Source organism: Erwinia sp. JH02, from assembly GCF_013074405.1.
GTDB lineage: Bacteria > Pseudomonadota > Gammaproteobacteria > Enterobacterales > Enterobacteriaceae > Erwinia > Erwinia rhapontici.
The window spans coordinates 539,490-560,488 of sequence record NZ_JABANZ010000005.1; the positions used below are offsets into that span (position 1 = coordinate 539,490).

Sequence of the window (20,999 nt, forward strand, 5' to 3'; positions counted from 1 at the left end):
AATGGATCAACGGGAGTTGGACCAGGAAAAATTAGTAACGTTTTTTTATATTTTCGGCGCGAAATAGGGGATCTTTAGCAGGGTTTTTATAAATTTCGTGATCCGGGCGACAAAGCTTGTAACATCGACGCACGGACGCTGACCCACAAAAAATCACGGCCTGGAAACAACAAAAAACCATGATTTTAGTAAGTCATTATTCTTCAGGTAAAATTTATGATATTGCCAATGCATCTTTACCAGGCGGATAGGTGATGCAGGGGAATGCCCACAGATACCCCAGATAAAATGATAGCGATAAAGGAAGAAGTGCGCAGGGAGAGCTTATTCGGGCTGGCGATCAGGGCCACCAGCCCGTGGAGTTATCAGACTGAAGTCTGCGTTTTTAGCTGCGCTTCATAGGCTACGGCCTGTTTGGCATCAAACTGATCTTCCCACTTGGCAATCACCAGCACCGCCAGCGCATTACCCACCACGTTCAGCGCCGTACGCGCCATATCGAGGATACGGTCAACACCGGCAATAAACGCCAGCCCTTCCAGCGGAATACCCACGCTTCCTAGCGTTGCCAACAGCACCACAAAGGACACGCCCGGCACGCCCGCAATACCTTTCGACGTCACCATCAGCGTCAGCACCAGCACGATTTCCTGCCCCAGGGAGAGGTCAATGCCGTACAGCTGGGCAATAAAGATTGCCGCAATGCTCTGATAGAGGGTGGAGCCGTCAAGATTAAACGAGTAGCCCGTCGGTACCACAAAGCTGGTGATCGACTTAGGTGCACCGTAGGCTTCCATCTTCTCCATGATACGCGGCAGCACGGTTTCCGAACTGGCGGTAGAGTAAGAGAGGATCAGCTCATCTTTCAGGATGCGTATTAACGTTGTAATACGCAGCTTACAGAAGCGCGCCACCGCACCCAGTACCACCAGTGCGAAGAACAGGATCGCCACATACACCAGTATCACCAGCTTCGCCAGCGGCCACAGTGAAGCGAAACCGAAGTTTGCAACGGTGACGGAGATCAGCGCAAACACCCCAATCGGCGCATAGCGCATGATCATATTGGTGACTTTGAACATCGCTTCTGAGGTCGAACGGAACACTTTCACCAGCGGGTCACGGTGTTCAGACGGCAGCGAAGAGAGGCCCAGGCCGAACAGCACCGAGAAGAAGATAATGGGCAGCATGTCGCCTTTCGCAATCGCCGCAAAAATATTCTGCGGGATCAGCGACAGGATAGTGGTTACCAGACTGTGTGGCTGCCCCTGAACCTGCGCCGTTGTGGCTTCATACTTAGAGATGTCCACCGTTGCCAGCGTCGACATATCAATGCCGGAGCCGGGTTGAAACACGTTCGCCAGAGTAATTCCTGTCACAATGGCAATGGTGGTAATCACTTCGAAATAGACGATGGTTTTCACACCAATACGTCCGAGTTTTTTAGCATCACCGACACCGGCAATGCCGACAATCAGTGTAGAAATCACAATCGGTACAACGATCATTTTGATCAGATGGATAAAGATATCACCGGCAGGACTGAGAACGTTGGTGACTAACCATTCACGATTTTCTGGCTGATTATGCAATATCGCCCCAGCGGCGATCCCCAGCACCAGCGCAATCAATATTTGCCAGGCAAGGCTGAACTTTACGGCTTTCATAACGCGTCATTTCCTTAACAAAACCTGCTTTCCGCGTGGTGCATGCGGAGTGAATAACACTCAAAGGAGGCTGACCGGGATCGGGCAATTCGCAGGTAGTGGATAGTTGAAACCTGATTGACAGGCGCGTAATCAGTACCATTTTCAACGGACTAAATGCAACCCTGCGAGAGATGTGGCTACTTTACTATCTATTAACAGGATAAAGCGCTACCGTTAACATGAAGAAATAAGTCTTTGTAATAACTAGAAATATTCAGAATAAAAACAGCATAGCTATGCATAACCCCGCCATTCCCCGCAGAAACAAAATGGTCTATATGCGCTTTTTTTGCACGACATGTCGTGCGCATCTCAGCGGTTCTGACGGTAAATGAATATCTTTAGAGCAGGCAGTTCCCCCGATTCCATCACATTCTGTTATGACGTGATCTGCCGCGCAAAAAGAAAACAAAGCCAAACCAGCGTCTTCACTTAACCTTTGATTGACATATTATTAACAATCTTCAAGGAGGCCAGCTATGAGCCAATCACATACCTACCCGGTTCCCGCGAACATTGCGGAAAATACCCAGATCAATGCTCAGCAGTACGCGTCAATGTATCAGCAGTCGGTACAGGACCCCGATGCGTTTTGGGGTGAACAAGGCAAAATCCTCGACTGGATTAAGCCTTACACGTTGGTGAAGAACACCTCCTTTGCTCCCGGCAATGTCTCTATCCGCTGGTTTGAGGACGGCACGCTAAACCTGGCGGCCAACTGCCTTGACCGCCATCTGCAAACGCGTGGCGACCATCCGGCAATCATCTGGGAAGGCGATGACAGCAGTGAAAGCAAGACGATCACCTATCGCGAGCTGCACCAGGACGTCTGCCGCTTTGCTAACACCTTAAAAGCGCTGGGCATCAACAAAGGCGATGTCGTGGCTATCTATATGCCGATGGTGCCGGAAGCCGCCGTTGCCATGCTGGCCTGCGCACGTATTGGCGCTGTGCATTCGGTGATCTTCGGCGGATTCTCGCCAGAAGCGGTCGCCGGACGCATTATCGACTGTAACGCCCGGCTGGTGATCACCGCCGATGAGGGCGTACGTGCCGGGCGAACTATCCCACTGAAGAAAAACGTGGATGATGCGCTGAACAATCCCAACGTCACCAGCGTGGGGAACGTGGTGGTGTTTCGTCGTACCGGTAAAGAGGTTGGCTGGAACAGCGATCGTGACCTGTGGTGGCACGAGCTGGCGAACAACGCCAGCACCCATCACCAACCGGAAGAGGTGGGTGCAGAAGACCCGCTGTTTATCCTTTATACCTCCGGTTCAACCGGGAAACCGAAAGGCGTGCTGCACACCACAGGCGGTTACCTGGTGTATGCCGCTACCACCTTTAAGTATGTATTTGATTACCAGGCGGATGATATCTACTGGTGTACCGCCGATGTCGGCTGGGTAACCGGCCACAGCTACCTGCTATATGGCCCACTGGCCTGTGGTGCCACCACGCTGATGTTTGAAGGCGTGCCCAACTGGCCAAAACCGAGCCGTATGGCGGAAGTGGTCGACAAGCATAAGGTGACGATCCTGTATACCGCACCCACCGCCGTGCGTGCGTTGATGGCCGAAGGGGATAAAGCGATTGAAGGGACCGATCGTTCGAGCCTGCGCATCCTCGGGTCCGTTGGTGAGCCGATCAACCCGGAAGCCTGGGAGTGGTTCCACAAAAAAATCGGCAATGGCCGCTGCCCGATCGTGGATACCTGGTGGCAGACGGAAACCGGCGGTTTTATGATCACCCCGCTGCCGGGCGCGACTGCACTGAAACCGGGGTCGGCCTCCAACCCGTTCTTTGGCGTGCAGCCTGCACTGGTGGATAACGAAGGCAATGCGCTGGAGGGGGCCACTGAAGGCAACCTGGTGATCGTCGACTCCTGGCCGGGCCAGGCGCGTACGCTGTATGGCGATCACGAACGCTTCGAGCAGACCTATTTTTCCACCTTTAAAAATCAGTATTTTAGCGGTGACGGCGCACGTCGTGATGAGGATGGCTATTACTGGATCACCGGGCGCGTGGATGACGTGCTGAACGTCTCCGGCCATCGACTGGGGACGGCAGAAATCGAATCTGCACTGGTGTCTCATCCCTTAATCGCCGAAGCGGCGGTGGTAGGTATTCCGCATGGTCTGAAAGGTCAGGCAATTTATGCCTATATCACTCTGAATCATGGCGAAGAACCTTCACCCGAGCTGTATACCGAAGTGCGCAATTGGGTACGTAAAGAGATTGGCCCGATTGCCACCCCGGATGTATTGCACTGGACAGATTCATTACCGAAAACCCGTTCCGGTAAAATAATGCGTCGTATCCTGCGCAAAATTGCTGCCGGTGATACCAGTAATCTCGGTGATACCTCTACTCTGGCCGATCCTGGCGTAGTGGAGAAATTACTCGAAGAGAAACAGTCCATTAAAATGCCATAACCCACAGGGGCCACCGTGCCCCTGCTTTTCATATTGACATCATAAACCTGCCGCAGAGCAGATCTGATTGCTTCACGTCTTAATATTGTCCGTACCAGGATATAAAAAAAATATATTCCCCCGATCTTGACGTTAATGCTTCAAGGATCAAAGGAATAACCCTGTCTCTGGAGATATTACAATGAGCAATGTCCTCTACGAAAGAATAGAACGAAGTGCGAAATTTAAAGAGCTGGTGAGAAAACGCCAGAGCTTTGCCACCCTACTGTCCGTGATTATGTTAGTGCTGTATGTCGGGTTTATTTTGCTGATTGCTTTTGCCCCTGGCTGGCTCGGTACGCCGCTTTATGAAGGGACCAACGTGACGCGCGGTATTCCGATTGGCGTGGGCTTAATTGTGATTTCTTTTCTGCTGACCGGAGTTTACGTCTGGCGTGCTAATGGCGAGTTCGACCGTCTGACCCGCGAACTGCTGAATGAGGTGAAAGGATGAAATCACGCCATCTGTTCTTTGCGCTGGCGGCACTGTTGCCGTGTGGTGTACTGGCCGCCGATGCTATCAGCGGCGCGGTAGAGCGCCAGCCGACTAACGTCGAAGCGATTATCATGTTCCTGATTTTCGTCGCTTTTACGCTGGGGATCACTTACTGGGCCTCCAAACGCACCCGTTCACGCAGCGACTACTACACGGCAGGCGGCAATATCACCGGCTTCCAGAACGGTCTGGCGATGGCCGGGGACTTTATGTCTGCCGCCTCATTCCTCGGAATTTCCGCGCTGGTGTACACCTCCGGTTATGACGGGCTGATTTACTCGCTTGGTTTCCTGGTGGGCTGGCCGATCATTCTGTTCCTGATTGCCGAACGCCTGCGTAACCTCGGCCGCTATACCTTTGCAGATGTGGCCTCTTATCGTCTTAAGCAGAAGCCAATCCGCACCCTCTCCGCCTGCGGTTCTCTGGTGGTGGTGGCGCTGTATCTGATTGCGCAAATGGTGGGGGCAGGCAAGCTTATCCAGCTGCTGTTTGGCCTGGACTACCATGTGGCAGTGGTGTTGGTCGGGATCCTGATGGTGATGTACGTGCTGTTTGGCGGCATGCTGGCCACTACCTGGGTGCAGATTATTAAAGCCGTGCTGCTGCTGTTCGGCGCCAGCTTTATGGCGATTATGGTGATGAAAACCGTTGGCTTCAGCTTCAATACGCTGTTTACCGAAGCGATGAAGGTGCACCCGAAAGGCATCGCCATTATGAGCCCAGGCGGGCTGGTGCATGACCCGATATCGGCGCTGTCACTCGGACTGGGCCTGATGTTTGGTACCGCCGGGTTGCCGCATATTTTGATGCGCTTCTTTACCGTAAGCGATGCGCGTGAAGCACGTAAGAGCGTGTTCTGGGCCACCGGCTTTATGGGTTATTTCTACTTCCTGACCTTTATTATCGGGTTTGGTGCCATTCTGCTGGTCGGGGCTAATCCGGCGTTTAAGGATGCGACCGGGGCACTGATTGGCGGCAATAATATGGCGGCGGTGCATTTGGCCGACGCGGTGGGCGGCAGTCTGTTCTTAGGCTTTATCTCTGCTGTGGCCTTCGCCACCATTCTGGCGGTGGTCGCGGGTCTGACGCTGGCCGGCGCCTCGGCGGTGTCACACGATTTGTATGCAAGCGTGTTCCGTAAGGGCCAGGCGAGCGAACGTGATGAGCTGCGGGTGTCGAAGATCACCGTGGTGCTGCTGGGGATTGTGGCGATCCTGCTGGGCATTATGTTTGAGAAACAGAATATTGCGTTTATGGTCGGGCTGGCGTTCTCGATTGCGGCCAGCTGTAACTTCCCGATTATTTTGCTGTCGATGTACTGGTCGAAACTGACCACGCGCGGGGCAATGATTGGCGGTTGGCTGGGTCTGCTGACGGCGGTGCTGCTGATGATCCTCGGCCCGACGGTGTGGGTGCAGGTGCTGGGACATGCCAAAGCCGTGTTCCCGTATGAGTATCCGGCGCTGTTCTCCATGCTGGCAGCATTTATCGGTACGTGGCTGTTCTCGGTGACCGACAACTCGGCATCGGGTGCGGAAGAGCGTCAACGCTTCCAGGCGCAGTTTGTGCGATCGCAAACAGGTGTCGGGATTGAGGGTGGGAAAGGGCATTAACACGGAACCCGTACGGGCGAGGCACGCCTCGCCTATGTCAAACGGGTCGGGCATGCCCGACCCCTACGGGTATATGTACCATCACCGTAGGGGCGAGACACGCCTCGCCTGTGTCAAACGGATCGGGCATGCCCGACCCCTACGGGTATATGTATCATCACCGTAGAGGCGAGGCACGCCTCGCCTGTGTCAAACGGATCGGGCATGCCCGCCCCCTACGGGTATATCTACCATCGCCGTAGGGGCGAGGCACGCCTCGCCTGTGTCAAACGGATCGGGCATGCTCGACCCCTACGGGTATATGTATCATCACCGTAGGGGCGAGGCACGCCTCGTCCGTATCAAACAGGGTGGCAGGGCGTTAGAAGTGCAGTGCGGCGCCCACGTATGGACCATCAGCAACGACATTATCTTTACGGCCATCTTTGCCGTTCAGCGTCATATACTTGTAACCCACGCTCACATCCACCAGAGAGATTGGCTGGAAGCTCACGCCTGCAGATGCTTCCTGGTAGTTATCGATGTGGCTGGAAAACGAATCAGGAGAGTAGAAATACTCACCGTACACGTTAAACATTTTGGTCACAGGGACTTTCACGCCGCCACCAATGGCAATCGCGTAGCCATCTTTCGTGTCTTTCGGGTTAGTCGACAGCGCTTTAACGGTCGGAGACAGGAACACATCGCCAATCGCGACGTTGTAACCCAGACCCAGGCTCTCTACATTGCCATCATGATCGCTGCGCAGCCAGTCACCGGAAAGCGCAAAACCAGGGGTTGTTGTCCCCAGGCCAACGTGAACATCAGTGTAATCCTTACCCACACTCACGCCACCTTCGATAGCCTGAGCAGAGCCTGCCAGCGCCAGCAGCGCCAGTGCGCCGGTTGTCATTGCCACTCTTTTCATTTTATTCTCCTGATTAATTTTTACTCACGCCATGATGCGGCGGGCTTGCAGAGTAAACCAACCGCCCCTGAAATTATATGAGAAACAAACTAATCACGTTGAATTTGAGTAACCTTACAAACGCACTGAATCCAGTCCTGTTAGCCAACCGCCCACATGACATGCCCGATAGCAGGCGCTATCACCACGGTAACGACACCGGATAACATCATCACTAAGCTTGAAACCACGCCCTCTTGCTGACCCAGCTCATACGCGCGTGCCGTCCCGGCGCCGTGAGATGCCGCACCGAATCCGGCCCCTCGCGCCAGGCCTTGTTTGATGGCCAGACGCAGGAACAACAGGTCACCCACCGCCATGCCAAACACCCCGGTGATCACCACAAACAACGCCACCAGATCCGGCTGCCCGCCCAGCTGTTTCGCTGCCGCAAGCGCAAACGGCGTGGTGATGGAACGCACTGCCAGGCTGCGCTGAATGCTCTCCGGCAACGCCAGCATCTGCGCCAGCCACACTGAACTGCATACCGCTACCGCCGTGGCGGTGATCACCCCGGCACTGAGCGACATCCAGTGACGACGAATGATCGCCACGTTCTCATACACCGGTACAGCAAACGCCAGTGTGGCCGGGCCAAGCAGCCACAAGAGCCAGCGGCTTTCACTGATGTAGTCCTGCCAGGAGATATGGGCCACCACCAGCAGCGCCACCAGCACCATCGGTGTCATCACCAGGGGCATCAGCAGCAGGCGGTGCCAGCGGCGATACAGCCGTTTATTGCAGAAGTAGACGGCCAGTGTGGCCAACAGACATAACACGCTGAGGATAAAATCATTCATCGCCCTTCCCCTGTTTACGCGCCGCCAGCCACAGCTCGAAGCGATACACGCGATCCACCACCAGCGAGGTGGCGCCCAGCACCAGCAGCGTACTGACACCAATCACCAGCAGAATTCGCCAGCCCTCAAGGCGCAACAGATCGCCATAGTTAACCACCGCGACAACGGCCGGAACAAAGAACAACAGCATTTCAGCCAGCAGCCAGCTGGCACCGGCTTTGACCCACCCCAGCGGCATTACGCGCAGCATAATCATCGACAACAGCAACAACATCCCAACGATGTTGGCGGGAAGGGGTAAATGCAGCCAGCTCACCAGCTGTTCTGAGATTAAAAACAGCCCGACATAAAGCGCCACCTGTAGCGGAACCTGAACCCGATGCAGCCAGGCAGAACCCTGTGGACGAAGTGCCAATGCCATGCTGTTTTCCCCTTTGTGAATGTTTTTATAGGAAAGAGTATAAAGCGGTAACAAAGGGTGAAAAAAATGACTTAATATTATCCCAACTATGCCAGACAGGAATGATTATGGACGTTCGCGCCCTGCGCTACTTTGTGGAAGTGGTTCGTCAGCAAAGCTTCACCCGTGCTGCCGAACAGCTCTACGTCACACAGCCGACCATTAGCAAGATGTTGCGCCAGCTGGAGGATGAGCTGGGCTGCACCTTATTGATCCGTGAGGGGCGTAAACTGCATCTGACGGATACCGGGCAGGCGGTGTACCAGCGCGGCGTGACTATCCTGCAAGAGTTTAAACAGCTGGAAGCGGAGATCAGCGATATCAACGAGCTGAAAACCGGCGAGCTGCGCCTGGGTATTCCCCCGATGGTGGGGATGCAAATTGCGGGTTCGATCTCCGCATTTCGTCAGCGTTATCCGGGCGTGGAGCTGAAAATATCTGAGTTTGGCGGCCTGACCGTGCAGCAGGCCGTGCTGTCCGGCAGTCTGGATATTGCCATGACCGCCCTGCCGGTCGCTGATGATTTGCCGCTGAATTCGCTGTCACTGATGAGCCACCCGCTGTGCGTGCTGGTGCCCCGTACCGAGGCCTGGTTGCGCCGCAGCCATATGCCGATCAGTGAGCTGGCCGGGCACCCGATCCTGATCTATAACGAAGAATTTTCCCTTAATCGCCAGCTGATGCGGGCGTTTCAGGCCAGTGGTTTTACTCCGCAGATTGCGGTGCGCAGCGGGCAGTGGGATTTTCTGGCCGCGATGGTGCAGGCGGGTATGGGCGTGGCGATTCTGCCGGAGCCTATCTGTCAGCGTCTGGATAAAAGCCAGCTTCTGTGGCTGCCGCTGGAGTCGGATCTGGTGTGGAATCTGGGATTAATCTGGCGCGAGGGGAGCTATCTGTCGCGCAGCGCACAGGCATGGATTACCTGCTGTCGCGAGTTCTGGCCGGGCGAAACACCGCGCATTTCATTGTAAACCCGCCGGGCGAGGCATGCCTCGCCCCTACACGCAATTTACAATGCCGGATTATCGTAGGGGTCGGGCATGCCCGCCCACCAAAAACACACGAAATAGACACCGTCGGATTATCGTAGGGGACCGGGCATGCCCGGCCCACCAAAAACACACGAAATAGACACCGTCGGATTATCGTAGGGGTCGGGCATGCCCGCCCACCAAAAACACACGAAATAGACACCGTCGGATTATCGTAGGGGTCGGGCATGCCCGCCCACCAAAACCACACGAAATAGACACCGCGGATTATCGTAGAGGTCGGGCATGCCCGGCCCACCAAAAACACACGAAATAGACAATGTCGGATTATCGTAGGGGTCGGGCATGCCCGACCCACCAAAACCACACGAAATAGACACCGTCGGATTATCGTAGGGGTCGGGCATGCCCGACCCACAAACGCACGGGACCGCCGATGCGCAGTTATTCCTCTTTCTCGATCAACAGCGTTTCCAGCAGGTCGAGATCGTGCAACAGCTTCTGCATCGTCTCATTACTGATTTGCTGCGTGGCTCGCAGGTGATACAACTCCGCGCGCTCAGAACGCAGAGCGCTCAGACGGAAACGTCGCTCAAGGTTTTCGGCAAACAGCGCACGTTCCATATCCTCTTTGCCATCCACACGACGACGCAGATTGCCCATCACCCTTGAACTGACTTCTTTCAACAGCTCGGGGTCGATGTTCTCTTCCGTGTCGACCATCAGACGTTCTTCCATCTTATGTAGACTGTCGATGGCAACACTCGCCATCGTCGCGCGCGCCATCTGTAGCTCACGGCGGTGGCCCGCTTTATCGATCCCTTCAACGCCTCGCAGCAGCAGCGGCAGCATGACCACCCCCACCAACAGCGAGAACAGGATCACCCCGGTCGCCAGGAACACCAGCTCATAACGCGCCGGGAAATCATTTCCGTTACTCAGCAACAGCGGAATCGACAACACACCGGCCAGGGTAATCGCGCCGCGTACCCCGGCGAAGGAAGCAATCAGCAGCTCACGCGTCGAGTAGCTGGAAAACTCCATCGGACGTTTTTTTAACGCCGTACGGCTGATAAAGCGCATGGTCCACAGCCAGCCAAAACGCACGACCATCAACGCCATATAGATCAGCACCACCGAGGCAAACAGCACCCACAGCTCAACATTCGGGTCAGCATCCGCCTGACGCACGGAGATTTCCAGAATGCCTGGCAGTTGCAGGCCCAGCATCAGGAAGACCATGCCGTTAAACACGAATTCCAGCATCTGCCAGACGCTGTTAGCACGCAGGCGCATAGCCAGCGGCGCCTGACGGATAATCCCGGAGCGTGAAATGGTCATCCCGGCGGCAACCGCCGCAAGAATGCCGGACACACCGATATGTTCGGCAATCAGATAAGACGCAAACGGCAGCAGCAGCAGCAGCACGGTCTGCGTGGCCGGATCATCGCCACTCCAGCGGCTGAACAGGCGCAGTGATTTACCGTATAACCAGCAGATCGCGATACCTGCCAGCAGGCCACCTATCGCCACTTTGGCGAATTCCAGCGAGGCCCCGGACACGGTAAACACCATCGTGCCCATCGCCACGGCGACGGCGAACTTCAGCGACACCAGGCCGGATGCGTCGTTCATCAACGCTTCGCCTTGCAGTATCCCCATAATTTTTTTCGGAATGCGCCCCTCGCCGACAATACCGGAGAGCGCCACGGCATCGGTCGGTGACAACACGGCCGCCAGTGCAAAGGCAGACAGCAGCGGAATACCCGGCACCAGCCAGTAAATCAGGTAGCCAATCCCGACAACGGTAATCAGCACCAGCACCAGCGCCAGGCCAAGGATCTCGCGCCCGTGGCGCAGAAACTCACTGGTCGGGGTTTTCCAGCCGTCAGCAAACAGCAGCGGTGGGATAAACAGCACTAAAAACAGCTCCGGATCAAAATCGACATGCAGACCAAACGTTGGCCAGGCGAGCAACGCGCCCATAGCGATTTGCACCAGAGGCAAAGGAATTTGAAAGGGAATAATACGCGCGGCGACGCCTGACAGCGACACAACCAGCGTCAAAATGAGAATGGTAAAGAAAATTTCCATGCGATCCTTTTTATACGTCTTCCGATAGGCTTTAAACACAGGCAGACATTGATAGCGAATACCCTGGTAGATAGTAAAGCAAATTAGGGAGACGATGAAAAACAGGATGTGCGTTAGGAAGGGAAAATCAGTGTCATCTTAAGGTGGGGCCAGCGATCCCGGCCCCGAAACAGAATTATATCGCCCAACCGCAGGCATAGAAAGCGACCAGCGCTACCGCAATAAGCACGGTGCCCACATTCAGCTTGCGCCATTCACCGGCAAAGATACGGCCAATCACCAGTGAACCGAAACCGAGCATAATACCGGTAACGATGTTACAGGTCAGAACGATAAAGACGGCTGCCAGCAGGCCAGACATTGCATCAACAAAATCACTGAAATCGATTTTGGACACGTTGCTTAACATCAGCAGGCCGACATACATCAGCGCAGGTGCGGTGGCATAACCCGGAACCAGGTACGCCAGCGGCGACAGGAACAGGATCATCAGGAACAGCACACCGACCACGATGGCTGTCAGACCCGTTTTACCGCCTGCTGCCGTTCCGGCTGCCGACTCAATGTAAACGGCTGCCGGGGCCGCACCGACCAGACCTGAGAAAATGCTGCTCAGTGAGTCCGTCGTCAGGGCCTTGCCGCCATTGATAATCTGGTTGTCTTTATCCAGCAGGTTCGCCTGCCCGGCGACTGCACGGATGGTGCCGGTGGCATCAAATACCGCCGTCATCACCAGCGCCAACACGCTTGGCAGCACCGCCGGTTTTAATGCCCCAAGGATATCCAGGCTAAACACCAGCGAGTTACCCTGCGCATCGCTCAGGCTTGGCATCGCGAACAACCCCTGATAGGTCACCGCCGGGTCGAAGATCAGGCCAAGCACCGAGATGGCAATAATCGTCAGCAGGATGCCACCAGGCACACGCAGCTTCTCCAGACCAAAAATCACCGCCAGCCCGACCAGCGTCATCACCACCGGGAAAGAGGGGAAGTGACCCAACGCAACCGGCAGGCCAGGCCCCGGGTTTTTCACCACCAGGCCCACACCGTCAGCGGCAATCAGCAGCAGGAACAGGCCGATGCCCACGCCCGTGCCGTGCGCCACGCCCATCGGCAGGTTACGCAATATCCAGGCTCGAATGCCGGTTGCAGAGATCAGGGTAAACAGGACGCCCATCAGGAACACCGCACCCAGCGCAACCGGTACGCTGATCTGCTGGCCCAGCACCAGGCTAAAGGCGGTGAATGCCGTCAGCGAGATCGCGCAGCCAATCGCCAGCGGCAGATTGGCCCACAACCCCATCAGCAGTGAACCAAAACCGGCCACCAGGCAGGTCGCCACAAAGACCGCCGTCGGCGGGAAACCTGCTTTGCCCAGCATCGAGGGCACCACAATCACGGAATAGACCATCGCCAGGAAGGTCGTAAGACCGGCCAGGATTTCCTGACGGACGCTACTACCGCGCGCAGAAATTTTGAACCAGGCGTCTAAAGAGCCGCTGGCCGGTTGAGAAGGAGCTGACATCGTAATCCCCTGAGATTTCTTATGAGTTATCGCTGCGTGGTACCCCTGTTTCCCAGCGGTAGTCGACGTTTGCATCCCTGGCGCAATATACGCGGTACAAAAACCTCAGGGCGAGGCGCAGACCGGATAAAGGCAAACGTTTACTATTCCACGCAAAAAACCGCCTAATTGCTGTGCTGATACTCGATATCATTCGCGTCGCAGGCGGGCAACGCCAACGCATCTGCGGCTTGAAGTATGACGAGTATTCCTGCGCAAACGATTATCCTGTGTTTAATGGTGCATTTTCAACACTTCTTCACGCATAAATTTGCATAATTATTGATTTGCACACACGTCTGCTATCAACGCTTATGAGGGTAACGGCAGTGCCGTGCGCACTCTAATAGCGCTTTCTTATGACGGCCTGCCGACGGTTGCGAGTTGAAACGTTTGTCACTCAAGAAAAGAAAAGCATTCAGTCGAGACGGACCTCACCGCCCTGTTGTAGCGCACGCTGCCAGGCAGCACGGCTTTGCACCTTCTGCAACCAGGCCTGAATCGCCGGGCTGTCGGCCGCGCCACCGCGCGCGGTGAGCGCCTGCAGCGGAAAACTCATCTGCACATCCGCAATACTGAAGCGGCTACCGGCGAACCATTCATTTTGGGCAAGATGCTGTTCGATGAACTGGCGATGGGTGGTGATCTGCGGGTCGAGGTAGCCCTTCTGAACCCCTTGACCAAAGGCGCTGCCGATGGGACGTAACAGCCAGGGCACCGGGGCTTTGCCCATCCGGCTAAAAATCAGTTTCATTACCAGCAGCGGCATCAGTGACCCTTCCGCATAGTGCAGCCAGTAGCGCGACTGAATCACCTCTTCTTCATCGAAAAGTTTCAGCAGACCTTCAGCGTCATACTGCGCTTCCAGATACTCCAGGATCGCGCCGGATTCGGCCACCACACGATTGCCATCGGTAATTACCGGAGATTTACCTAGCGGATGGACTTTTTTCAGGGCCTCAGGTGCCAGCATGCTCGCTTCACGCTGATAACGTTTGATCTGATAGGGCACGTTCAACTCTTCCAGCAACCACAGCACGCGCTGCGATCGCGAATTATTCAGATGGTGTACGGTGATCATATTCGCTCCTTAAAGCCTGAGTATAGTCAAACGCTCTTCACATCCAACAGTATCGCCCCAGTGCCCTGCTCGCTCAGGCGGTCGTTCGGGTTACGCAGCGGGCAGTCTTCCATCGACAAACAACCACAGCCGATGCAGCCGTCCAGATCGTCGCGCAGGTGCGTCAACGTTTCAATGCGTCTGTCCAGTTCGTCACGCCACTGTTGCGACAGCACCGCCCACTCTTTTGTCGTCATGCGCTTGCCCGGGGAATACTGCATCAGGCTGTCGCTGATAGTCGCAAGTGGGATGCCGATACGCTGGGCAATCTTGATCACCGCCACACGCCTCAGCACATCACGCGTGTAGCGCCGTTGATTTCCGGGGTTGCGGAAACTGCTAATTAATCCTTTGCTTTCATAAAAATGAAGCGTCGAAACCGCCACACCGCAACGCCGTGCCACATCGCCGGGGGTTAGTTCGCGCTTGCTGGCGTTACTCATACTTTTTTTCATTTAGCGCTTTACCTCAAGTTAACTTGAGGAATTATACTCAGCCTCCATTGAGTTCGCGACCTATTGACGCAGAGACCTGGGAGAAAAAGTGTATGCATGACGACATCATCAGCACCCTGACTGACTGGATCGACAACAATCTGGAAAAGACTCTGTCGATTGATGAAGTGGCGGCAAAATCAGGCTATTCGAAGTGGCATTTGCAGCGTATGTTCCGTTCCGTGACGAAACAGACGCTGGGTGGATACATTCGTGAACGCCGTCTGACGCTGGCCGCCGAAGCGCTGCGCCTGACGCAACGTCCGGTGTTCGATATTGCCATGCAGTACGGTTATGACTCCCAACAGACGTTTTCACGCGTGTTTCGCCGCCAGTTCTCGCAGACACCAACCGCCTATCGTCACACCATGCGCCATGCATCCCTGAAGCGCAGCAGCTGGACATTCGACTGTAGCGACTATGCCACCAGCAGCTTCAGCCAGCGGGTCAGTGAAAAATCCTGCCCGACCTGCGGCTAACGCGGCTAATGACGACCCGTTGCCACCGCCACCTGCGGTGGCAAGCCTTGTGTTTCCTGCCCCCAGTAAGACGGTGATAAGTACCAGCCGCCGCCCAGCTCTTTAATGTGATACATCGCCGCATCAGCCTGCGCAATCAGTGCTTCCGGGGAGCTGTGGTTTTTTGCCAGCGCCACACCCACGCTTAACGACTGCACCACCCGCGCGCCTTCCGGCAGCACGATGGGCGGCTGCATTGCTTCAATAATATCGCGCGCCACCTGAGCCACCTGCTCCTCCCGTTCGACCGTCGATAGCACCACAGCAAACTCATCGCCGCCCAGGCGTGCCACCAGATCGCCTTTACGCAGGCGCTCACGCAGACGCTGGGCTGTGACCATCAGCACATGATCGCCGGCGGCGTGACCGTAGCAGTCATTCACCTGCTTAAAACGGTCACCGTCGATAAACAGCACACTGGCCTGCTGGCGGGTTTCCGGGTCGTCCATCAGCGCCTGTAAATGTTGCTCAAAGGCTTTACGGTTAGGCAGCCCGGTCAACGTGTCATGCAGCGTCTGGTGTGTCAGCGAGTCATTCTCACTGGTCAGATGCCGCTGCCACTGGTCCAGCTCATCGAGCAGGCTGTTGAAATCACCGCTCAGTTTATCCAGCTCGGCAATCGAGGACGACGGTACGCGCAGGGAGAAAGCACGCCGTTTGCGCACATCATGTGCGACGGAGGCAATATTTTGCAGCCCCTGTAAAATGCCGGCATGCATCCGCCGCGCCAGGTAGATCGCCAGCATGGCGGTAATCAACAGACTGCCGCCCAGCCACAGCAGCGCCTGCCCCAGATAATGTAGAACGCGTGAGGCATCACCGCTGATCCACACCCGGCCGACTTCCTGATTATTATGCATCACGGGTGCGCTCACCGGCTGAGGGAACAGCCAGCGAGCCACAACGGCACCGGCGCCGCGGGGATCTTCGCCGCCCGGTGCCTGCCATTGGGCCAGCAGCTGCTGATCAGCACGATATACGCGCCCGACCGCAAACTCCGTACGCGTCCCCATGTCACGCAGAATACTCTCTGCGGTTGCTGAATCGTTCTGTAGCACCGCTGTCCGGGCGCTGTAACTAACGCTGGCCGCGACCAGCTGGATATTGTTTTCCGCATAGCTGCGCAGCACATACATCGACAGCGCAGAAAGCGACAACCCGCTGAACAGCAGCGACACCACGATAATCACCAGATGAATGCGTTGAAATGACTGGCGCATGGTCGGTAATTCACGCGCCACTGTCACCGCCTCGTTTTGCCTGATCTTCATGCTTACTCCCCCTCCGCCGTTCAGCGGACAACGTGCCCGGCATCCACACGGGTGATTTGCCCGTCACGATCATGTTTGATGTGAAAGACCCGAAAGCCAGGAGTGACCAATAGACGACACGCAGGCTCCTTTATTATTTTCTGCTGTTTGCAGATGTATTATTAGTTAATGTTTTTTGGGCATGATTTACGGGAATAGAAAACCCTCCCTGGATTAATTCCGGGAAATAATAAACAGGGAGAAATGTTTGGCAAAATCCTACAGATCATCGATAGTCTGTACAACTTCAAATAGCGTAAGATTCATCTTAAACCGTTTGATTTGACTTAGATTTAACGGAGAGGCCATAAAATAACATCATGATATAAAACAACTTTTACTTAAAAATACATTCAATAATTGCAGATAAAATGGGTTATCACAGCACGTAACAATACGCAATTAGAATTAATCTTACCCTAAGTTAAATTAGATATTCGATGGCACAAAAGGTCAGAAAAAAGATCGGTCACATGGCATAGAAATAATATTATGCATACGGATTAATCTGTATTTTTCGATATCAGCGATAATATATTTATCACCTGCCCTCCTGGCGAGTCAGTGTAAACCCACCTGGATTGACCGAAAAAAACTACCATACCAGGTATAAATTTTGTTCAGTTTTGAAAAACGGGTGATATAATGTGATCGCCGTCACACTTACATGACCAGAGCGTCAGACCGGAAAGGAGCAAGCCTGGCAGCTCCCGTTCCGTTCCGGGTGATGTTGCATCCCGTTTGTCAGGACCGATCACCCCGGAGTTTTCAATATGGCTACGATTACCACCAGCGTTATTCTCATGAGATGGGAGCTGCTCAGTGCAGTGATGATGTTCCTTGCCAGCACCTTTAATGTGCAGTGCCGCAAAGCCAGCCGCAACGTGATGGCGTTCGCGTTTACCGGTATTGGTATCGGTATGTCATGCTGGTTTGTCACCGGGCTGCTGGGCATTACGTTGAGCATGGATAATCTGCATAACTTCTGGACGATAACCAAGGATGTATTTGTCGAAGTGATGAGCCGCACACCTCCCGACTGGCCGATGCCGTAAGCGACATCTGCCCGGAGAGCTGACCTGACTCACCGGGCAGAAGGTTATTTGTCACTTTTTATATCTTTTTTAGCACCGCCGAGGTCGGCAAAGGGACATCGCTTGACGCTTTGACTTCCGGCAACGCTGCCGTTTTACGATCCTGCAACCACATATCCCCCATGATCTGATTCAGACCATTTTCCAGTCCGGTCACCATACCTGCGCCTGGCGTAAACGTCAGCTCACCGAAGTAGATATGTCCTTCATGGATGTACCAATCAACACGCACATAGTCGAAATCCGTTGCCAGCGTCTTACTCAGTTCCAGCGCACGTTCCAGCGTCTCGCTGTCTGCACTGATGTCAAAACCGGTATCCCGGATTTTATAAAAGCTCTGCTTCAGGTTGTTGACGTAGAAGCTCATCGACAACGCAGCACTGCCCACCCGGTTGTAAATCACCTGCAATACGTACTCGAAGTTGCCATCTTTCTTGTTGAACATATGAAACTTGTAGTCAACGGCGGCAAACTTGCCATCACCAACGTACTGTTCAACCAGAATGCAGGGCTTAATGTAGCGGTAGTGAATCTCACGCGCGTGGTGCGAGAAGTCCTTATGCAACCATTCATCGCAGCGCTTGATCAGCAGTTGTTTCTGGATGCAATCGGGTTCTTCCAGCACAATTTCCACCATGCCTGAGCCGTGATTCGGCTTGATCACCGTGTTTTTCAGGGACGGCAAACTCAGTAACGAAATCGGGTCATCGGTCTGATGAATCAGCGGAATCAGATAATCTTCCCCGATAGTGTCGGCAATATATTCTCTGACCAGTAATTTATCAGACAAATTGGCATAGCGCACATGGTCACCAGTGACATATTTACGATACAGAATCTTCTCATTGAACAACTTGGGTTCCCGGATATTGGGAATACGTTTGAATTTCTGAAAGTAATAAATTTTATCCTGGTAAGACCAAGGCATTTTCTTGAGCAGGTAAACAAAACCCTTTCTCAACTCTGCTTTGAGCTTCAACATGATTTACCTCATCTGTAGGTTTTGTAGTTGAGTGAGGAAAGCTGTATTTTAAGAATGACGCCATTCTTAAAGAAATAATTCATTATCGTCAGGGACAGGAGTTCGGTGATAAACACGCTCCAGGCTGCGCCTGTTAATCCCCAGGAATGGATAAAGAAGTAAGAAGTTGCCAGACCAATAACTACCAGCAGAATCACTTTCACCAGTAAGTAATTGAAACCACCCTCTTTCACCATGTAGCGATACGCTACGGTTCCCATTGCCGAAAAGCAGGTTGCTAACGACAACAACGTAATGAGGTTTCCCGATTGTGTGTAATCTTGCCCATACAGGCTGTTAATGATCCTGTCACCAAACAGCGTGACAACGGAGAGCATCAAAAGTGAAACTGCCATAACATAGCCATTAAGCCGTGAAGCCAGTTTTACTGCCACATCCGCACGCTCCCTGAAAATTTCAGAGAAGCAGGATGTAATGATCGCCACCGGAATAAAAATCCACGAGGCGGAAATGGTATTCGCTGCGGTAAACAGGCCAAGATCCTGGGCCGAACTCACCCCAACAAGAAAGAACTGTGCGGTCTTCACCTGAACGGCGATAAAGACGCTGGAAATCGCCAGCGGCAGCCCCGCATGCAGTAAATAACGCAGATAATTCTTACGCTTATGTCGCGGCGGTGGGCTGATAGTGTTGGTCTGATAAAAGCGACTGCGCTTGATCAGATAGGGCACCAGCGTGACGGCGACAATGGACAGGGACAACCACAGCGGGCTGAGCTTGCACCAGGCAACAGTAAAGCTGATGGCAAAGCTCAATATCATGCCGGTGGCATTTGCAACCGTATTCATTCGCGATTCCAGACGGGCGTTATTGTAAACGCTAAAAATATCCTGGGTCACAAACATAGCGGAGAGAAATGATGCCACGGCAAACACAATAAAGTTCTCGCGCATCGTCAGCCACACATAGAGCAATACGGGCAATGACAGCACCAGTAATAATGTCAGGCGCAATGATTTTGCCACCCCCATCAGGCGCATTCCTTTTGGCGTGCTTTTACTGATGCTTTTAAAAAGAATTGTTTCTGTGCCAAAAATGGCAATAGTCTGAATAATTGAAAACAGTGAGGCAGAAAATGCTATTTGCCCGAATATAACCGGGCCGAAAGATTTAGCCACATAAGAGGTGACAAAAATTACGCCAAAAACTGACACCACTTTTTCGGACATCATCCAGGCGGCATTAGACATCACACTGTATTTCATCGAAGCATCCTTTGTGTTTCCAACCAGCTAAAACCTCAAACCAACACATCCGTGTCCACAACTGATTCAATAACGCACAGTAGACCCCTGGCGAGAACGCAGAAAAAGAAAATAATATTTTTCAGGCATCGTTGTGCCTTTTATTTTTAAGAGACTGTTTTTTAACCTGAACAGACAATCCTGCCAGCATTTATGGTTAAATCTGGTCTTAATTTAAGTGTGATCTAATTCACATACCCTTTTGACCGGGATTAAAGTTAGCACACTTTTTTTACCTTTCCCGTTGGAGTTATCCTAATTACAACGTGGCCTTGAACTGGCATGAGACGAATCTATATCAAAAAAACCAATATCGAAAGCTATCAAAACCCTTTTGAAATAAAATAGGAGAAATCCCATGATGTTATTTCTTCATAATCCCTTAACTTAAAGCTTGCCATTCCAATCGCGTACTTTGAAACACTGCGCTAATATCTGTACAAAACAGATCCATTGATTAATGCAGTCATTCTCATCCCATTATTGTTAAGAAAGGTAATAGCATTCATGAGAAAGTCACGATATACCGAAGAGCAAATCACCAGCGCCATTAAAGCTTCTGAAAATGGTATCAAGGTGAAAGAAATCTGTGACGAACTGGGCATTTCTGAAGCAACTTTCTACAGTTGGAAAAAGAAATACGCCGGATTGTCCTCAGAAGAAGGAAGGAAAATCAAAGAATTAGAGGAGAAGGTCCACCATATGGAACGTGAGCTCCAGTCGCTATCATCAGACAAAGAGATGCTGCAAAGCGTGCTGAAAAACTTTTTCACCACGAATGACAAACGGCAAGCCGTTAATTTCTTACAGGATACGTTCGACATTGGAACGCGCCGTAGCTGCCGTCTGCTGGATATCAGCCGCAGTGTTTACCATTATCCTTACAATCTTGAAAATCAGTAATTGCTCATCGGCAGCCAATGTCAGGTGTAATAGTACCAAAATAAAATATTCTCAACGCTTATTGAAAAGTTCAGATCGATTTTTTGATGCGGAATTTGACTGATGAGTTAATTGTCATCCCGCTCT

At 53.2% G+C, this 20,999-nt stretch carries 18 protein-coding genes; 7 read left to right on the forward strand and 11 right to left on the reverse strand.

Translation table 11 applies throughout. The annotated features are described in order from the left end of the window. Positions 1 to 365: 365 nt before the first annotated feature. Positions 366 to 1,667, reverse strand: coding sequence for a glutamate/aspartate:proton symporter GltP (gene gltP, locus HHI26_RS15095; protein ID WP_133842632.1), 1,302 nt, complete (start codon positions 1,665 to 1,667; stop codon positions 366 to 368). A 521-nt stretch (positions 1,668 to 2,188) separates the two neighbouring features. Here gltP and acs point away from each other — a divergent pair. The 3 genes from acs to actP all read left to right on the forward strand — a co-directional run bounded on the left by acs (position 2,189) and on the right by actP (position 6,292). Then, positions 2,189 to 4,144: an acetate--CoA ligase gene (gene acs, locus HHI26_RS15100; protein ID WP_171149303.1), complete on the forward strand. Its 1,956-nt coding sequence runs from the start codon at positions 2,189 to 2,191 to the stop codon at positions 4,142 to 4,144. 181 nt (positions 4,145 to 4,325) lie between these two features. Next, a complete protein-coding gene (locus HHI26_RS15105; RefSeq protein ID WP_133842634.1) occupies positions 4,326 to 4,637 on the forward strand; it encodes a DUF485 domain-containing protein in 312 nt (103 codons plus the stop codon). Next, complete coding sequence (gene actP / locus HHI26_RS15110; RefSeq protein ID WP_133842635.1) at positions 4,634 to 6,292, forward strand: cation/acetate symporter ActP; 1,659 nt, start codon at positions 4,634 to 4,636, stop codon at positions 6,290 to 6,292. Before HHI26_RS15105 ends, actP begins: the two co-directional genes overlap by 4 nt. Before the next feature lie 361 nt (positions 6,293 to 6,653). On the opposite strand, the gene HHI26_RS15115 is transcribed toward actP, so the two are convergent. The 3 genes from HHI26_RS15115 to HHI26_RS15125 form a co-directional block, all read right to left on the reverse strand. Beyond that, entirely contained in the window at positions 6,654 to 7,199 is a 546-nt protein-coding gene (locus HHI26_RS15115) for a YfaZ family outer membrane protein (protein WP_133842636.1), read from the reverse strand. A gap of 140 nt (positions 7,200 to 7,339) precedes the next feature. Next, positions 7,340 to 8,038: an LrgB family protein gene (locus HHI26_RS15120; RefSeq protein WP_171149304.1), complete on the reverse strand. Its 699-nt coding sequence runs from the start codon at positions 8,036 to 8,038 to the stop codon at positions 7,340 to 7,342. Continuing rightward, positions 8,031 to 8,459, reverse strand: a complete 429-nt coding sequence (locus tag HHI26_RS15125; RefSeq protein WP_171149305.1) for a CidA/LrgA family protein — start codon at positions 8,457 to 8,459, stop codon at positions 8,031 to 8,033. The genes HHI26_RS15120 and HHI26_RS15125 overlap by 8 nt, the downstream gene beginning before the upstream one ends. 107 nt (positions 8,460 to 8,566) lie before the next feature. Between HHI26_RS15125 and HHI26_RS15130 the strand changes: the two genes are divergently transcribed. Next, positions 8,567 to 9,469, forward strand: coding sequence for a LysR family transcriptional regulator (locus HHI26_RS15130; protein WP_133842639.1), 903 nt, complete (start codon positions 8,567 to 8,569; stop codon positions 9,467 to 9,469). A gap of 465 nt (positions 9,470 to 9,934) precedes the next feature. Here the strand turns inward: HHI26_RS15130 and HHI26_RS15135 are convergent, their stop codons facing one another. From HHI26_RS15135 to soxR, 4 genes are all read right to left on the reverse strand, one after another. Next, positions 9,935 to 11,584 carry a Na+/H+ antiporter gene (locus tag HHI26_RS15135; RefSeq protein ID WP_133842640.1) on the reverse strand — a complete coding sequence of 550 codons (1,650 nt, stop codon included), beginning with the start codon at positions 11,582 to 11,584 and terminating at the stop codon, positions 9,935 to 9,937. A gap of 175 nt (positions 11,585 to 11,759) precedes the next feature. Further along, complete coding sequence (locus tag HHI26_RS15140) at positions 11,760 to 13,109, reverse strand: NCS2 family permease (protein WP_133842641.1); 1,350 nt, start codon at positions 13,107 to 13,109, stop codon at positions 11,760 to 11,762. Between the two features lie 457 nt (positions 13,110 to 13,566). After that, positions 13,567 to 14,229: a glutathione S-transferase gene (locus HHI26_RS15145; RefSeq protein ID WP_159336758.1), complete on the reverse strand. Its 663-nt coding sequence runs from the start codon at positions 14,227 to 14,229 to the stop codon at positions 13,567 to 13,569. Between the two features lie 26 nt (positions 14,230 to 14,255). Continuing rightward, entirely contained in the window at positions 14,256 to 14,723 is a 468-nt protein-coding gene (soxR, locus tag HHI26_RS15150) for a redox-sensitive transcriptional activator SoxR (RefSeq protein WP_133842643.1), read from the reverse strand. A gap of 92 nt (positions 14,724 to 14,815) precedes the next feature. On the opposite strand from soxR, the gene soxS reads away from it, so the two are divergent. Then, on the forward strand, positions 14,816 to 15,241 hold the full coding sequence (soxS, locus tag HHI26_RS15155) for a superoxide response transcriptional regulator SoxS (protein ID WP_171149306.1): 426 nt from the start codon (positions 14,816 to 14,818) through the stop codon (positions 15,239 to 15,241). A 5-nt stretch (positions 15,242 to 15,246) separates the two neighbouring features. Here soxS and HHI26_RS15160 read toward each other — a convergent pair whose 3' ends face one another. Next, positions 15,247 to 16,551, reverse strand: coding sequence for a diguanylate cyclase (locus HHI26_RS15160; RefSeq protein WP_171149307.1), 1,305 nt, complete (start codon positions 16,549 to 16,551; stop codon positions 15,247 to 15,249). Between the two features lie 812 nt (positions 16,552 to 17,363). Here HHI26_RS15160 and HHI26_RS15165 point away from each other — a divergent pair. Then, complete coding sequence (locus HHI26_RS15165) at positions 17,364 to 17,645, forward strand: YjcB family protein (RefSeq protein ID WP_133842648.1); 282 nt, start codon at positions 17,364 to 17,366, stop codon at positions 17,643 to 17,645. A 58-nt stretch (positions 17,646 to 17,703) separates the two neighbouring features. Here HHI26_RS15165 and HHI26_RS15170 read toward each other — a convergent pair whose 3' ends face one another. Together HHI26_RS15170 and HHI26_RS15175 are read right to left on the reverse strand one after the other, a co-directional pair. After that, positions 17,704 to 18,666 carry an ATP-grasp fold amidoligase family protein gene (locus HHI26_RS15170; RefSeq protein WP_133842650.1) on the reverse strand — a complete coding sequence of 321 codons (963 nt, stop codon included), beginning with the start codon at positions 18,664 to 18,666 and terminating at the stop codon, positions 17,704 to 17,706. 8 nt (positions 18,667 to 18,674) lie between these two features. Further along, on the reverse strand, positions 18,675 to 19,931 hold the full coding sequence (locus HHI26_RS15175; RefSeq protein WP_133842652.1) for a polysaccharide biosynthesis protein: 1,257 nt from the start codon (positions 19,929 to 19,931) through the stop codon (positions 18,675 to 18,677). A gap of 546 nt (positions 19,932 to 20,477) precedes the next feature. Between HHI26_RS15175 and HHI26_RS15180 the strand changes: the two genes are divergently transcribed. Beyond that, positions 20,478 to 20,873 carry a transposase gene (locus tag HHI26_RS15180; protein WP_133842654.1) on the forward strand — a complete coding sequence of 132 codons (396 nt, stop codon included), beginning with the start codon at positions 20,478 to 20,480 and terminating at the stop codon, positions 20,871 to 20,873. Positions 20,874 to 20,999 lie beyond the last annotated feature (126 nt).